Here is a 13,218-nt window from a genome sequence, read left to right on the forward strand (position 1 = left end):
TCCAGGAGCGCTCGATCGGCGATCTCCTCGGCGAGGCCCTGCGCCGTCACCGCCACGGCCTAATGCGTCCGCTTTGGGCCGACATGCCGGAGAGCGAGATGAAAGCGGCATGGCGTCGGCTCGGGCTGCGATGGCTCGAGGATGCAGTTGGCGCGCGCAATGCGGCACTAGAGGCCGCCGCCCATATCGTCGACGAGGCCGGTGGCGTTGGGCCCCAATGCAGCATCGTGGAACTGCGCGATGCAAGCGCGAAAATTCGGGCGCTCATCAGCAACCCTGTCCCCCTGATGTCTCAGGAGGAGGGATGACGATGCGTCTGGACCCACGCGCCGAAGCCGACTTCGCCGCCGCGATGTCGGCCGAGAAGGGAGTTCCCGCGGCGAGGCCTGCGCAGAGCGCGCAACGGCCCCGTCCGCCGATGCCGCAGCTGCGCGCCGGCGACGTCCACCTCGGCGACGCCGACACCGGGGAGCAGATCGGACTTGATCCGGGGAAGCTCGTCGACGGCCGGCTCCTGATCCAGGGAGCGTCCGGAGCCGGCAAATCGTGGACGCTGCGGCGCCTGCTCGAGCAGACCGCGGGGGCGATCCAGCAGATCATCATCGACCCCGAGGGCGAGTTCCTGTCGCTCGCCGAACGCTTCAACTATGCCGTCATCGACGCGGCGCGTCTCGACCCGGCGGCTATCGCAGTGGCCGCGCGCCGGGTCCGCGAGCATCGCCTCTCTGTCCTGCTCGACTTGTCGGAACTCGAGCGCGAAGGGCAGATGCAAATGGTGGCCTCTTTTCTCGCGGCGCTGATCGATGCTCCACGCGAGCAATGGACTCCGGCGCTCGTCGCCATCGATGAGGCTCACCTGTTCGCGCCTTTCGGCGGGCAGGCCGCGGAGTCGACGTATGTCCGCAAAGCAGCGATCGCGGCCGTCACGGATCTGATGAGCCGCGGCCGCAAGCGGGGCCTCGCCGGCGTGCTGGCGACACAGCGCCTGGCGCGTCTCGCAAAGTCTGTCGCCTCCGAAGTGCATTCCTTTTTGATCGGATTGAACACGCTCGATCTCGACATCCGCCGCGCGGCCGAGACGATCGGTTGGGATGCGCGCCGCGCGTTCGATCGCCTGCCGATGCTGGCGCCCGGCGATTTCGTCGCCGTGGGCCCCGCATTCTCGCGAAGCCCCGCCGTCGTTCGGGTCGGCCCCATCGAGACGCGCCACCGCGGCGCCGCGCCGGCGTTGCTGCGCCCGGAGACGATCGCCGCCGAGGACGCCGCGCGTCTGCTCGATATCGATGGCCTCGCGGAGGCAGCGGCCCGCGATCGTGACACCCGCGGCGAAATCACGCCCGGCGTGAAGGCGGTGCGTCAGTTCATCCGCGACCCGTCCTTTGCGCTCGCCGGCAAGGTTTTCGAGGCGCTGCGGCCGCTCTCGCCAGACGGCGCCGCATTGGGAGACCTCGCCTCTCACCTCGGCGCGACGGCCGAAGAGATCGCCGGCGCGATCGCGCTTCTCGACCAGTTCGGTGCCCTGGATATCGACGGCGACGGCGCGCAGCGTGCCGTCCGCATCGGGAAGGGCATGGCCTGATGAGCGAACTCCGCCCCGTCTCCTTCCGCAAAGGCCGCGAGCATGCGCCGCGCCTGAGCGCGCCTCGTGTGCCCGGAAAGCATTCCGATCGGTTCTGGACCGAGGAAGAGAACGAGATCCTGCGGAAATATTTTCCGACCGGCGGCCTTCCGGCGACAGGCGTGCGGCTGCCGAAGCGGACCAAGGCGTCGATCTACCGACAGGCGAGAGAGCTCGGCCTCCGACGAGAGGGTCGGCAGCGGACGAGGGCGGCCGTTCCTGTGCCGGCGAACGTCGATGACATGATCCTCGCCCGTTGGCCGGCGTTGTACGAGCGCGGCGCCGTAGCGGCGTTCGCGGCCGAACTCGATGTGCCAAGATGGTGGCTTTCGCAGCGGGCGCGCAAACTCGGACTGACGGTCGCCCATAAGAAGGAGCCGCCGTGGACGGCGGCCGAAGATGCGCTCATGCGCAAGGCGCCGCTGCACGATCTCGACCGCTGCGCCGAAATCTTCGCCGAGCACGGCTTCATGCGGTCGCCAACAGCGATCAGGGTAAGGGCAAAGCGGCTCGAGCTTTCGCGCCGAGCGACCAGGACGACATTGTCCGGCACACAGGTCGCGCGAATCCTTGGTCTCAACAACAAGACGGTCACCGCGTGGTGTGTCGCCGGCGATCTAAAGGCGGCGCGCCGCGGCAGCAAGCGTTTGCCGCAACAGGGCGGCGACGTCTGGGATATCCAGCCGGCCGATCTGCGCGCTTTCATCATCGACAATCTCGCTCGGATCGACATCCGCAAGGTCGAAAAGGTGTCGTTCGTCGACCTGCTGGTGCGATGTCCGAAGTGCAGAGGTGAAGCATGATCAAGCAACTCGACCTCTTCGCGCCGCCACCACGCGCGAAGCCGCGGAAGCTGATGCGGGTGGTCGGTGCCGATAACGATGGCGCCGGCAACGTTGTCAACTTCCGTTGCCCACACTACGGCTACGACAACGGCTGGTCACGAAGCGAAGGGCTCGCGAAAGACAAGCGCGGGCGGCCTTGCCCGCGGTGCAATGGAAAGAAGGACGTTTGATCATGAACGATGACGAACACAAAACCGGGCGTAACGATTGCGACCTGCTCAGTGAGTGGGGTTCGGGGATATTCTTTGTCGCGATCATCTTCGTGATGTCACTGCTGAAGATCATTGGGCATTGTGAGTGAGGCGATCATGACAGATGCACAACGCGCGCTGATGCGAGGAGATGTCAATGGTCTTGGACGATTCAACCATCATCCAGACCCAGCGATAGATTTCTGCGTCGAGGTTGAGTCGCTTGTCGGCGCTGAGTACGAGCGGCGCACTGGGTTCGACAAGCACCCAGACTTCGAACGCCGCATTCGAAATGCCTTGTCCTTTTGCGCTGGAGCAGATGAGGTCGCTGTGAACGCCAAACGTATCCTGAGAGACATTGCTGATCGATACTGTGCGGAGAAAGGAATAGCACGATGACGTCGATACCCACGCGCGAAGAGATCGACGAATTGATCGAGTTCGTCCAGGACGGGCGTGGTGAGCGCGCCTATGCCCTCTCGATTGCCGAGAAGATTCCGTCGCTGCTGGTGGATCCGGAGACGCTGAAAGTGCCTGAGCCGAGCGAAAAGGCAATCAAGTCGGCTCATAGCCTATGGTACGGCGGCGCTGGCATGAAATACATGGCTTATATCAAGGCTGCGTATGCGATCGATGTCGCTCCGCTGATCGCAGAGCGCGACCGTCTGAAGGAAGAGCGCGCATGTATGGATAGCTCTGTCGCGCGGGATGGAGAGCGCATCAAGGAACTCATAACTGAGCGCGATCGGCTGAATGGCGACATCAAGGCGTACGTCGTTTCGGAAAAACTGGCATGCGACGAGATCGCTGTTTTGCGAGCTGATGTAGAAAGACTGACAAAAGAGCGCGACGATCTTCGCCGGTGGCTCGACCAAGCAGGGAAAGATTATCGCGATGCCGATGCGCGAGTGAAGGTGCTGCATGAGCGATGCGAACTGCTGAAGGAGTCAACCATTCCAGCGATCGTCGAGGCTGTGAAAGCACAAGATCAGGCGCGTGTGGCGAAACGAGACCTCGCCGCGGCGCGCGAGACGATCGGGGAACTGCGGGAGGCGCTCGGAGGAATCGTCGAGGCTGCTTCCGATTGGTGTGATGCGGTTGATCGCGGAACGATGTGGGACGATTGGAGTCATCACTTCAAGACTATGAAGTGGACGGTCATTGTCCAGGCGCGCGCCGCGCTCGCGAAGCTCGACGCGTCAACCGCAATATTGTCGGAGGCAGACTCGCTGGAGCTTGAGCGGGCACACCTGCATGATGCGACGATCGAATATGACATCGAACAGAGAGGCAAGCGGGCCGATATCCGAGCACAAGCAGAAGCGTTCGACGCAGTGCGTGTGTTTGAGCGTCTAAAGGCCATGATCGATGCCCGTCCACTTAAAATAGACTACACGAACTGGAGAGGCTTCCGCAGCGTAAGAGATATCGTTCCATCGCGCATCTTCTTCGGCTCAAACAAATGGCACAAAGAACCGCAATGGTTGCTTGAGGCGGTCGACGCCAAAGATCATGGCGCGACGAAGACATTCGCCATCGCTGGCATTCACGGGTTCGTCGATTACGCCTCTGATCGCGACGCTCTCTGCGTCTCCCTGCAAGAGGAGGTAGTCGCTCTACGACGCGAGCGGAGTGCAGCCATGGACCGCTGCGTTGTGATTGGAGAAGCGCTGAGGCAAGCGATGCTTCAGTTAATTGGTGCATTTTCTGCGTATCGCAGTTTTGGAATCTCTGATCCTAGATACAGCGAACGTATTCGCGATCTTGATGAAGCATGCACCGCGGCACGTTCTGTAGTTTCGAAGTTCGATGATGGAGAGCATTTCTTTCCAGCGGACCACCTAAGGAAGGCTGAGCGCGCTCTTGCCGAGGCGGTGGATATCATCAATCGGCTCACCGATGCGGATGGTCGACGGCTTGCGTCGGAATGCTTTGCTGCAGCGGAAGAGGGGCGGGCGTTTGTCGAAACTCACATGAAGAAGGGGCCGTTCAATGACGCCTGATAAGGTCGACAAGCTCGATGAACTGATCTGCGCAATTATCGAAAGAGAACGGCCTGCGATCCGCTCGGCTTGGAAGGCGCATGCAGAACGAGTCGCCGCCGCAAAGAAGGTTCTCGTCGTGTCGAACTCCGCGCATTCCATCGACACGTCAGAGCGTCATGTCGATGCTGTCGCCGTGACAGCGAAGCCCCGCTCATGAAGGCCGCGTTTGCTCTCTGCGCCCGCTGCGGCGCCTCCCCCAACGCGATCGACCTCGGCGCCGGACGATGCCGGCGCGACGCTGAATCGTGCCTGTGGCGGCGCGCGCTACGCAAATGGCGGATGCCGCGCGCACGGCAGGTGGTGGTGAGGATCGAGGCGAGAGGGCACGGCAATGGCTGATGTCCCGCGCCTCGCTCTCTCCGTCCGCCAGCCCTGGGCCTATGCGATTGTCCATCTCGGCAAGGACATCGAGAACCGCGATTGGTCGACGCGCGTTCGCGGGCGCGTGCTGATTCACGCCTCTAAAGGAATGACGAAATACGAGTGGCGCGACGGGCTCGACACCGCGCGGCAGGTCGCGCTCTCGCGGCCTTTCGCCGAAGGGACGACGTTTCCGGCATTCGACGAGCTGCCGCGTGGCGGGATCGTTGGAGAGGTCGAGATCGTCGATTGCGTGAGTCGCTCCGACTCGCCTTGGTTCTTCGGCGCCTATGGCTTCGTGCTGCGAGACGCCCGCCCGCTTCCATTCATGCCCTGCAAAGGACGGCTCGGTTTCTTCGAGCCGAAGTTCGAGGTCGCAGCATGACAATCCGCCCTGTTCGCCTCCAGCTCTCCCGTCGCAAGGGCTTCGATTTGCAGGCGCTCTCGCGCGAGACCAACGGCCTGCAGGCGGTTAACTGCGCACGGCCGAGCAAATGGGGGGGAACCCGTTCCGGATCGGCAAGGAAAACCCGTATGGAACGATTGTGGCGGATGCTCGTCACGCGGCGGGTCTCTATCTCGGATTCGCCCCGCAACAGCGACGCCTTGTCGATGCCGCTCGCGCCGAACTTCAAAACGTCAATCTCGCCTGCTGGTGCAGGCTTTGCGAACTTCATGCGCAGACCGGACAGCCGCTCGACGGTGTGCGCTGTCCGCATTGCGCACCATGTCATTGCGACACGCTCGGCAGGATCGCAAATGGAACTATCGTCTGCGAAGAGGTGACGCCGTGACCGCGACCCTCACCCCGCGCGAACGCGAGCTGGCGCGCCACGCGCTCGGGCTCGATGGCGCCGAACAAAATCCGTCTCTGATCGGCTTCCAATGGGTCTCTCGCGAGAACAATGCCGATCTATCGGTGTGGTTGACAATGGTTCGCAATGGGGCCGCGACAATTGTCCCCGGACCGTCACCAACCGGCGGCCACGTTTGCTACCGCCTCACTCGCGCCGGCGCGCTTGCCGCGCTCGAACCGGGCGAGACGCTGGACGAGGAGGATTTCCCGAGATGACGTGCCACCACGAATTCTCATGCTCTATCGCAGTCGCGATCTTCGAAAACAAGCCGGGCAACGGTAGCATCGAGGTCAAGGGCCACTGCACGAAATGCGGAGTCTCGCTCATTTTCTACGGCCAGCGCGGCGCAGGCGGCAGCTATCCGAAGGCCTCGGTCGATCGGACCGAACTGCGCGCGCCGGTGACATTCGGATACGAGCCGAAGTTTGACCCGTCGCCCGATGTGACGATCAACGGGCCGGAGCTCCGGCCGCCGGCGAGGCATTGACGATGACAGATTTCGACGAGCTCCGCCGCAAGCGCGATGCGGCGATCGCCAAGCTGCTCGACGCCGTATGCGCCGAGCGCGGATGGGACCGCTCGAAGGTCAGCTATCACGTCTCGCCGGGCGGCTGCTACTGCGATTGCGCAGGCGGCGGCCCGTGCGAGCACGAGTTCGCCAGTTGGCGGGAATTCGAGGACGGCTCCGGCGGCGAGCAGGTCTGCCAGAAATGCGGCATGGGCGCGATGGCGCATTCGCTGAGGTGTTCGCCATGATACCGAGCGTTTCCCCGGAAATTGTCATCATGACGCGGCGCGAACTCGATGCGCTCGAGCAGGCTGCGTTCCAACGCGGCGTCGCGCGCGGAAAATTCGAGGCGTCTCCGCGCGCAAAGGTAGAGCCGATCGCCCGCAATTGCAGGCACTGGACGATCACGAGCGAGCTGTTCGGGACGTGCCAGAAATGCGGCGTCCAATGGCAATATCACGAGGTCGGCGGCGACTATAAATGCCCGCATTTCGAGGCGCGCTCATGACCTCGCGCCTCCCGTGTTGCGTCCCGTTCTGCCGGCGGACGGTCAGCGCCGAGAAGGGCTTTCGGGAATGGATTTGCCAGAAGCACTGGCGGCTCGTCTCGCGCGAGGCCCGCGCCGCCTATGTGCTCACCAGACGCCGCGCCCGGCGCATCGTCGCCCGCAAGCCGATCTACCGCGAGTATTGGAAGCTGAAGGGAGGCTCGCCGGCGCGTCTCTCCGCGGTTGCGATGTGGCGGCGCGTCGATTCCGCGTGGGAGCGCTGCAAGCGCCAAGCGATCGAGCGCGCGCTCGGGGGAGGGGCCTCTCCCACCTGTGATGATCGGGGATATCTGCAGCGCCTTCCGCGGTGGCGGGAGGGCGCGCCGTGACCCATGATTCCACGCATAATTCGGGGCCGTCCGCTGCGCTCGTCTCCACCGCCGTCGCCGCCGAACTGCTCTCGATCTCCGAGCGGCAGTTGCGCGAGCTGATCCGGGGCGGGAAAATCCCTTTCGTCAACGTCGGTCTCGCCGAGCGGCCGGCGTACCGGCTCCGGCCGGTCGACATCGAAGCGTTCATCCTGCAGCGGACGACGGTATGTCAAAGGTCCGAGGTCTCTACCAACGCGGCGGCGCCGGCGATTGGCTCTATGACGTCCAAATCCGAGGTCATCGATTTTGCGGCACGACGGGCACAACGAACCGACGGGACGCAGAAAAGTGGCTCACAGCGCTCCGCAAGGCCAAAGCGTCCGAGGTAGAGGAGTTCTCCGGCGACGCGCCGATGACATTCGCCGTGGCGTCCACCCGTTGGTGGACCGAAAAGGGTCAGCACCGCAAGGATTCCAAGGACGTTGAGCGATTCCTCGCTTGGCTGCAGACGAACATCGGGAACAAGACGCTCATCCGCGCGATCGACAACAACATCGTCGCACGGCTCGTTGCAACGCGCCGCGCGGAGGGCGTCTCGCCGGCGACCGTCAATCGTTCCGTCACAGAGCCGCTCCGTGCGATCCTGCTGCGCGCGGGCGAATTCTGGGGCCAGGGCGTCCAGAAAATCCACTGGGGGAAGCACAAGCTAGCCGAGGCCCAACAGCGCATTAGAGAGGCTAGCGCGGCGGAGGAGGCGAAGCTCTTCGCCGCGCTGCGCCCGGACTTTCATTCGATCGTGCGATTCTTGCTCATCACCGGTCTGCGGCGGGCGGAAGCCTGCGGGTTGCGCTGGGGCGATGTCGACATGGATGGCGGCAGGATCACCGTTCATGGAAAGGGGGACCGAGTCGACGCGCTGCCGATGCCGGGAGCCGCTCTCGCTATTCTTCGCGGCGAGCAAGGGCGGGACGCGGAATTCGTCTTCACCTATGTCGTCCACCACAAATGGGGCGGGAAGCTCGGCTCACGCGTCCCGATCGCTCCCGACACGCTTGGCACGGCATTCTGGCGCGCCAGGCGCGCGGCAGGGCTCGCGGCCTCCGATCTCAGGCTGCACGATATCCGCCACACCGCAGCGACGCGCCTGGTGCGCGCCACTGGCAATCTGGGGGCAGCGCAAAAAATGCTCCGTCACAGCCGGATCACGACGACCATGCGCTACGCTCACGTCACGGATGACGATCTTAGGGCCGCCATGGAGAAGGCCGCCCCGGTCGCCGCCCCCGTCGAGGCCGCTCTCGACGCTCCCGCGCCCAAGAAGAACGTGAAGTGAACGAGCAACGGGACTTTCGCGGGATTCTCCGTTCCCGAAAGCTCCGTTCGTTTCCTTTTCCTGCCGACGGTGGCCTTCACTGGCTTGCCCAGGCTGAGGAAAAATCCTATACAAACCGGGCGGTTCTCGCTGATCGCGGGCGTAGTTCAGTGGTAGAACGACAGCTTCCCAAGCTGTATGTCGAGGGTTCGATTCCCTTCGCCCGCTCCAAATTCGCGAGACGTGACAGCAGCTTATCGTCCTACCAGCGAACTCCGCGTTCCCCAAGGCGTTCCCTATTCCCGGTTCGGGCTGCGTTCCGCACGATGCGCGGCGCGCAGCCGGGCGACCTTGCGGCTCTTGCCGATCGTCCCGCGGACGTAGCGACCCGTCGTCGAGGTCTGCGAATGGGCGGCTTGGGAGCGGATGTCGTCGAGCTCCGCGCCGGCGTCGTCGGCCTCGGATATGCTGCCGGCGCGTGTTCCATTTCAGGCGTTGTAGGGGCTCGCCGGGGTTGTCTGATAAAGCCGCGCGAGCGCGATCGGTCATCGTCCCTCCTCCGGCGCCGGCGTGGGTCGGCGGATGAAATCCGGCGTGGGCGAGAGGTCGAAGCCGCGCATCGGCATGACGGCGCCGATGAAATTCGGGAGGCCTTCGATCGTGACGATCGCAGGCGATATAGCTTTGCCGAATTCGATCGCTGTCGACGGCATGACACCGACGTTCAAGCTCGCGCGAAGCTCTCGCAGCGGTTCGAAAGCCGCAAAGAGCGACGGCGAAAGAAACGCATGTGGCGTGCTCGACTTTGTGGATTCGAAGGCTTTCCTCCAATTCAGAAGAGGGTCTTCGTCGATGCGGTAATCTTCCTCGCACCAATGGTTGCCGGTTTCGATCATCACATTCGCGAGCGCGGGCGGAAAATTCGGATCATCGATCTCCGGATGATTCATCTGCGGAAAAATCAGGGCGCAGACGCTCGTGAGATAGATCTCGCCCGGCTGCGCCCATTCCGGAAGCTCGATTTCATAATGGCCCTCGAGGAACATCTGCAACGGCTCGGGCGGCGCGCATCGATCGCGGAACGTCTACGGCAGCAAGGCGCGGAACGGCTTTGTTCGCGCTGCCCTCGGGATCGTGAATGACCGTGAGCGCGCCGCCGTCGAGCGCGATGAGCAGCACGCCGCCATCGGGCGCGGGCTCGACCAGCAAGCCAATTCCTTTCCGGTAGAAACTCGCGCGACGCAATGTCCAAAACGGGACCTTCTTCAGCGCCCGAGCCGCGCGATAGGCTGGAACTGCGCGTCGAGCGCGTCGACGCCGACATGACGGCCGGGCGCGGGCGCCGCATGGGCGCGCAGGAAATCGGCGAAAGGGGACGATGCGGTCCAATCGCAACAGACACGACAATGAAGAACTATGTGCAGAAGTTCTAGAGCCTGTCATCAATTGAGCCAGATGACGGCCGCGGCGAGGTGGACGGCGGCGAGGAAATTCCGGGCCGTCTTGTCGTAGCGTGTGGCGATGGCTCGAAACTGCTTGAGCTTGCAGAAGAAAATTTCGATCAGGCTGCGAGCTTTGTAGAGGTCTTTGTCGTAGGAGCGCGGCTCCTTGCGGTTGGCCTTTGATGGAATGACGGGTTCTATTCCGGCGTCGCGCAAGGGTTGAATCACTCGTTCGTCGGCGTCGTAAGCCTTGTCGGCGAGCAGCGCCTCGACCTCAAGTCTCGGCAAAAGCGCGTCGGCGCCCAGAAGGTCATGCGCCTGTCCGGGCGACGAGCAGCTCCTTCCAGCTCTGCGCGCTCTCCCGAATGCCCGTCTGAAAGCCGACCAGCTCCTTTCTTGCCCTCCGGCGTCGCGCCGATCAGAACCAGCATGCATTCCGCCTGCGGCTCCATGCGGGCTTGCAGATAGACGCCGTCGGCCCAGAGATACACATAGCGCCTCGCCGCCAAATCCCTCGCCTGCCAGCGGCTATAGTCCTCCTCCCACTCGCCTTTCAGCCGCGAGATCACCGCCGGCGAGAGATTGGGGGCGTCCTTGCCGAGCAATGCTGTCAGCACGTCCTGAAAGTCGCCGGTGGAAACGCCGGCGAGATAGAGCGCCGGCAGCAGCGCGTCCAGGCTCTTCGTTCGGCTCAAGTCATATTCGAAGATCACTTACGTCATCGGTCTTTCGCTCAACGGGAAAGACGGTCTGCAATGGACTAACGATGCGCTGGCAATGGCGGAAGATCGACCCGAAAGTGACGCTCGCGCGACTCTTCCTGGCGATGAAGAAAACGCCGATCTCGACGAATGGCGCGAGGACATCGCCCGCGTCGGCGCGGCGAGCAATCACTCGCATTTGCTAGAACGCACCTGAACTCGACCATATCGTTCCGCTCGTTGCGATTGGACCGCATCGTCCCCTTTGCTAGAACGTTCAGCTCATGGCCTCGACATGATGGACTGTTGCGATTGGACCGCATCGTCCCCTTTGCTAGAACGAAAGGGATCTGCGTTACGAGCGTCGACTCGTTGCGATTGGACCGCATCGTCCCCTTTGCTAGAACCCGCTATGGTTCGAGTGGGCGAAACGGGTGGTTGCGATTGGACCGCATCGTCCCCTTTGCTAGAACGGACGCCACAAACCTGACGCGCTCCGCCGCGTTGCGATTGGACCGCATCGTCCCCTTTGCTAGAACTCGCGCCCTCCTCGGGCGTCGTCGCGCGTCGTTGCGATTGGACCGCATCGTCCCCTTTGCTAGAACCGATCGGGATGGCGTCCAATCGCCAGCTCGGTTGCGATTGGACCGCATCGTCCCCTTTGCTAGAACAACGCGCTCGTGGAGCTGGCGACCGGCACGGTTGCGATTGGACCGCATCGTCCCCTTTGCTAGAACTCGGTGCCCGTGCGCGTCGTCTCGCCAGTCGTTGCGATTGGACCGCATCGTCCCCTTTGCTAGAACCGATCTTGTCGCGGATCGCCTCGGCGAATGGTTGCGATTGGACCGCATCGTCCCCTTTGCTAGAACGCAAAAGAAGCGAGACGCATTCTATCTGAAGTTGCGATTGGACCGCATCGTCCCCTTTGCTAGAACAGAATCTGCAATAGCTCATGACGCGCGCCTGTTGCGATTGGACCGCATCGTCCCCTTTGCTAGAACCAGGGGCCTGCCCATTCTCACGCTGACTCAGTTGCGATTGGACCGCATCGTCCCCTTTGCTAGAACCGCCACCACCTTCATCGGCGTGTTCTTGCGGTTGCGATTGGACCGCATCGTCCCCTTTGCTAGAACCTGGCCGGGCCGCTCGCCATAGCGCGGCACGTTGCGATTGGACCGCATCGTCCCCTTTGCTAGAACGTTGCGCATAAACGTTGTATTGAGGGCACCGTTGCGATTGGACCGCATCGTCCCCTTTGCTAGAACCAGTCCTGTTTCGATAAGCCGAATGGCTCGGTTGCGATTGGACCGCATCGTCCCCTTTGCTAGAACTCGTCGATAACGTGAAGGAGGCTCAGTCGTGTTGCGATTGGACCGCATCGTCCCCTTTGCTAGAACCTCGCCGGGGATGTGGTGAGAGGCGAGACTGTTGCGATTGGACCGCATCGTCCCCTTTGCTAGAACTCTTACGTATGTCGACGCTTGTTCAATCACGTTGCGATTGGACCGCATCGTCCCCTTTGCTAGAACGACATCCCGATCGACATCCCAGACCTTGGTGTTGCGATTGGACGCATCGTCCCCTTTGCTAGAACTTCATTTTGTGGTGCATGTCTCCAAAAGTAAGCGCCGTTGCGACCCCATTGATTCTTCGGGTTCGGAAGGATTTTCGGATGTGAGATTCTTCTGAGGGACAGCCATGTCTCTGGAAGGATCCGAAGATGAACGAGAATGCGACGATCGAAACGGCTTTTGGCGCAGGATTTGTCGGACGTGTGGATTTTCGTCGTTCACGTTCGGGCAATCGGCTGTGGTCGAAGGAGCTGAAGGGCCGGATCGTACGAGAGAGTCTCGCGCCTGGAGCGCGCGTCGCCGACGTGGCCCGCAAATATCGGATATGCGCGCAGCAATTGACGCAGTGGCGCCGCCAGGCGCGCACCGGGCGGCTCGCGCTGGTGACCGACGGTCCCGCGGAGTTCGTGGAGATCGAGCTCGAGCAGCCCTCCGTTCGTAACGAGAGCGATGCGAAGATCGAGATCGTCGTCGGCAAGGTCGTGTTACGGCTGGATCAGGACACCGCGTCGACGCGCATCGCCGAGATCATGACGGCGCTGGAGCGCGGCGCGTGATCATTCCGTCGCAAGGGTTGCGGATCGTGCTCGCCGTGCGTCCCGTCGATTTCCGCTGCGGGCATGACGCGCTGGCCGCTCTCGTGCAAAACAAGCTCGGACTCGATCCGCATTCCGGGCTCATCGTCGTGTTCCGCTCGAAGCGAATGGATCGCTTGAAGATTTTGCTGTGGGACGGAACCGGACTCGTGCTCGTCTACAAGCGTCTCGGCGATAGCCGCTTTTCTTGGCCGCAGATCAGCGACGGCGTCCTGCAATTGAGCCGGGTGCAATTCGAAGCTCTATTCGACGGGCTCAACTGGAAGCGCGTCGGCGAGCGGATCGTGGCGACGCCGACCGCGGCGAACTGATCG

Annotated in this window: 19 protein-coding genes, 1 tRNA gene, 2 pseudogenes and 1 CRISPR repeat array; of the genes and pseudogenes, 18 read left to right on the forward strand and 4 right to left on the reverse strand. The window is 62.6% G+C overall.

Annotated elements, in window-relative coordinates:
* Positions 1-109: 109 nt before the first annotated feature.
* The 16 genes from AC6IW9_RS15245 to AC6IW9_RS15320 all read left to right on the forward strand — a co-directional run bounded on the left by AC6IW9_RS15245 (position 110) and on the right by AC6IW9_RS15320 (position 8,825).
* On the forward strand, positions 110-1,579 hold the full coding sequence (locus AC6IW9_RS15245) for an ATP-binding protein (RefSeq protein ID WP_497764808.1): 1,470 nt from the start codon (positions 110-112) through the stop codon (positions 1,577-1,579).
* A complete protein-coding gene (locus AC6IW9_RS15250; protein WP_497764809.1) occupies positions 1,579-2,421 on the forward strand; it encodes a helix-turn-helix domain-containing protein in 843 nt (280 codons plus the stop codon). Before AC6IW9_RS15245 ends, AC6IW9_RS15250 begins: the two co-directional genes overlap by 1 nt.
* Positions 2,418-2,633: a hypothetical protein gene (locus AC6IW9_RS15255; protein WP_497764811.1), complete on the forward strand. Its 216-nt coding sequence runs from the start codon at positions 2,418-2,420 to the stop codon at positions 2,631-2,633. The genes AC6IW9_RS15250 and AC6IW9_RS15255 overlap by 4 nt, the downstream gene beginning before the upstream one ends.
* Before the next feature lie 2 nt (positions 2,634-2,635).
* Entirely contained in the window at positions 2,636-2,764 is a 129-nt protein-coding gene (locus AC6IW9_RS15260) for a hypothetical protein (protein ID WP_497764812.1), read from the forward strand.
* 285 nt (positions 2,765-3,049) lie between these two features.
* Positions 3,050-4,657, forward strand: a complete 1,608-nt coding sequence (locus tag AC6IW9_RS15265) for a hypothetical protein (protein WP_497764813.1) — start codon at positions 3,050-3,052, stop codon at positions 4,655-4,657.
* A 195-nt stretch (positions 4,658-4,852) separates the two neighbouring features.
* A complete protein-coding gene (locus tag AC6IW9_RS15270) occupies positions 4,853-5,038 on the forward strand; it encodes a hypothetical protein (RefSeq protein ID WP_497764814.1) in 186 nt (61 codons plus the stop codon).
* A complete protein-coding gene (locus AC6IW9_RS15275) occupies positions 5,031-5,444 on the forward strand; it encodes an ASCH domain-containing protein (RefSeq protein WP_497764816.1) in 414 nt (137 codons plus the stop codon). Before AC6IW9_RS15270 ends, AC6IW9_RS15275 begins: the two co-directional genes overlap by 8 nt.
* A gap of 109 nt (positions 5,445-5,553) precedes the next feature.
* Positions 5,554-5,853: a DUF4326 domain-containing protein gene (locus tag AC6IW9_RS15280; protein ID WP_497764819.1), complete on the forward strand. Its 300-nt coding sequence runs from the start codon at positions 5,554-5,556 to the stop codon at positions 5,851-5,853.
* A complete protein-coding gene (locus AC6IW9_RS15285) occupies positions 5,850-6,131 on the forward strand; it encodes a hypothetical protein (protein WP_497764822.1) in 282 nt (93 codons plus the stop codon). The genes AC6IW9_RS15280 and AC6IW9_RS15285 overlap by 4 nt, the downstream gene beginning before the upstream one ends.
* Complete coding sequence (locus AC6IW9_RS15290) at positions 6,128-6,403, forward strand: hypothetical protein (protein WP_497764824.1); 276 nt, start codon at positions 6,128-6,130, stop codon at positions 6,401-6,403. Before AC6IW9_RS15285 ends, AC6IW9_RS15290 begins: the two co-directional genes overlap by 4 nt.
* Before the next feature lie 2 nt (positions 6,404-6,405).
* Entirely contained in the window at positions 6,406-6,672 is a 267-nt protein-coding gene (locus tag AC6IW9_RS15295; protein WP_497764825.1) for a hypothetical protein, read from the forward strand.
* Between the two features lie 29 nt (positions 6,673-6,701).
* Positions 6,702-6,932, forward strand: a complete 231-nt coding sequence (locus tag AC6IW9_RS15300) for a hypothetical protein (RefSeq protein ID WP_497764827.1) — start codon at positions 6,702-6,704, stop codon at positions 6,930-6,932.
* Entirely contained in the window at positions 6,929-7,300 is a 372-nt protein-coding gene (locus AC6IW9_RS15305; protein WP_497764829.1) for a hypothetical protein, read from the forward strand. The genes AC6IW9_RS15300 and AC6IW9_RS15305 overlap by 4 nt, the downstream gene beginning before the upstream one ends.
* Positions 7,297-7,671 (forward strand): helix-turn-helix domain-containing protein, encoded by a 375-nt coding sequence (locus AC6IW9_RS15310; protein WP_497772536.1) that lies wholly within the window; start codon positions 7,297-7,299, stop codon positions 7,669-7,671. Before AC6IW9_RS15305 ends, AC6IW9_RS15310 begins: the two co-directional genes overlap by 4 nt.
* Positions 7,672-7,694: 23 nt before the next feature.
* A complete protein-coding gene (locus tag AC6IW9_RS15315) occupies positions 7,695-8,615 on the forward strand; it encodes a tyrosine-type recombinase/integrase (protein WP_497764831.1) in 921 nt (306 codons plus the stop codon).
* Between the two features lie 135 nt (positions 8,616-8,750).
* Positions 8,751-8,825, forward strand: a tRNA-Gly gene (locus tag AC6IW9_RS15320).
* Positions 8,826-9,139: 314 nt separating this feature from the next.
* Here AC6IW9_RS15320 and AC6IW9_RS15325 read toward each other — a convergent pair.
* From AC6IW9_RS15325 to AC6IW9_RS15340, 4 genes and pseudogenes are all read right to left on the reverse strand, one after another.
* A complete protein-coding gene (locus AC6IW9_RS15325) occupies positions 9,140-9,640 on the reverse strand; it encodes a hypothetical protein (protein ID WP_497764833.1) in 501 nt (166 codons plus the stop codon).
* Positions 9,618-9,803, reverse strand: a complete 186-nt coding sequence (locus AC6IW9_RS15330) for a hypothetical protein (RefSeq protein ID WP_497764835.1) — start codon at positions 9,801-9,803, stop codon at positions 9,618-9,620. Before AC6IW9_RS15330 ends, AC6IW9_RS15325 begins: the two co-directional genes overlap by 23 nt.
* A 233-nt stretch (positions 9,804-10,036) precedes the next feature.
* A pseudogene (locus AC6IW9_RS15335) lies at positions 10,037-10,417 on the reverse strand (IS5 family transposase); the annotation flags it as partial.
* Positions 10,365-10,725: pseudogene (locus AC6IW9_RS15340) on the reverse strand (transposase); the annotation flags it as partial. The pseudogenes AC6IW9_RS15335 and AC6IW9_RS15340, both read right to left, overlap by 53 nt.
* Positions 10,726-10,976: 251 nt before the next feature.
* Positions 10,977-12,266: a CRISPR direct-repeat array (repeat unit 36 nt; unit sequence GTTGCGATTGGACCGCATCGTCCCCTTTGCTAGAAC).
* Between the two features lie 191 nt (positions 12,267-12,457).
* Between AC6IW9_RS15340 and tnpA the strand changes: the two are divergent.
* Positions 12,458-12,865 carry an IS66-like element accessory protein TnpA gene (tnpA, locus tag AC6IW9_RS15345; protein ID WP_497763764.1) on the forward strand — a complete coding sequence of 136 codons (408 nt, stop codon included), beginning with the start codon at positions 12,458-12,460 and terminating at the stop codon, positions 12,863-12,865.
* Entirely contained in the window at positions 12,862-13,215 is a 354-nt protein-coding gene (gene tnpB / locus AC6IW9_RS15350; RefSeq protein WP_497763765.1) for an IS66 family insertion sequence element accessory protein TnpB, read from the forward strand. Before tnpA ends, tnpB begins: the two co-directional genes overlap by 4 nt.
* Positions 13,216-13,218 lie beyond the last annotated feature (3 nt).

The organism is Methylosinus sp. shoA, assembly GCF_059718125.1.

What these genes read in the sequence shown, in the direction of transcription:
- AC6IW9_RS15265 (WP_497764813.1), top strand. Translation starts at nt 3,050, where the DNA reads ATGACGTCGATACCCACGCGCGAAGAGATCGACGAATTGATCGAGTTC.
- AC6IW9_RS15290 (WP_497764824.1), top strand. Translation starts at nt 6,128, where the DNA reads ATGACGTGCCACCACGAATTCTCATGCTCTATCGCAGTCGCGATCTTC.
- AC6IW9_RS15280 (WP_497764819.1), top strand. Translation starts at nt 5,554, where the DNA reads ATGGGGGGGAACCCGTTCCGGATCGGCAAGGAAAACCCGTATGGAACG.
- AC6IW9_RS15255 (WP_497764811.1), top strand. Translation starts at nt 2,418, where the DNA reads ATGATCAAGCAACTCGACCTCTTCGCGCCGCCACCACGCGCGAAGCCG.
- AC6IW9_RS15250 (WP_497764809.1), top strand. Translation starts at nt 1,579, where the DNA reads ATGAGCGAACTCCGCCCCGTCTCCTTCCGCAAAGGCCGCGAGCATGCG.
- AC6IW9_RS15245 (WP_497764808.1), top strand. Translation starts at nt 110, where the DNA reads ATGGCGTCGGCTCGGGCTGCGATGGCTCGAGGATGCAGTTGGCGCGCG.
- AC6IW9_RS15300 (WP_497764827.1), top strand. Translation starts at nt 6,702, where the DNA reads ATGACGCGGCGCGAACTCGATGCGCTCGAGCAGGCTGCGTTCCAACGC.
- tnpA (WP_497763764.1), top strand. Translation starts at nt 12,458, where the DNA reads ATGAACGAGAATGCGACGATCGAAACGGCTTTTGGCGCAGGATTTGTC.
- AC6IW9_RS15260 (WP_497764812.1), top strand. Translation starts at nt 2,636, where the DNA reads ATGAACGATGACGAACACAAAACCGGGCGTAACGATTGCGACCTGCTC.
- AC6IW9_RS15270 (WP_497764814.1), top strand. Translation starts at nt 4,853, where the DNA reads ATGAAGGCCGCGTTTGCTCTCTGCGCCCGCTGCGGCGCCTCCCCCAAC.
- AC6IW9_RS15275 (WP_497764816.1), top strand. Translation starts at nt 5,031, where the DNA reads ATGGCTGATGTCCCGCGCCTCGCTCTCTCCGTCCGCCAGCCCTGGGCC.
- AC6IW9_RS15295 (WP_497764825.1), top strand. Translation starts at nt 6,406, where the DNA reads ATGACAGATTTCGACGAGCTCCGCCGCAAGCGCGATGCGGCGATCGCC.
- AC6IW9_RS15325 (WP_497764833.1), bottom strand. Translation starts at nt 9,640, where the DNA reads ATGTTCCTCGAGGGCCATTATGAAATCGAGCTTCCGGAATGGGCGCAG.
- AC6IW9_RS15305 (WP_497764829.1), top strand. Translation starts at nt 6,929, where the DNA reads ATGACCTCGCGCCTCCCGTGTTGCGTCCCGTTCTGCCGGCGGACGGTC.
- AC6IW9_RS15315 (WP_497764831.1), top strand. Translation starts at nt 7,695, where the DNA reads ATGACATTCGCCGTGGCGTCCACCCGTTGGTGGACCGAAAAGGGTCAG.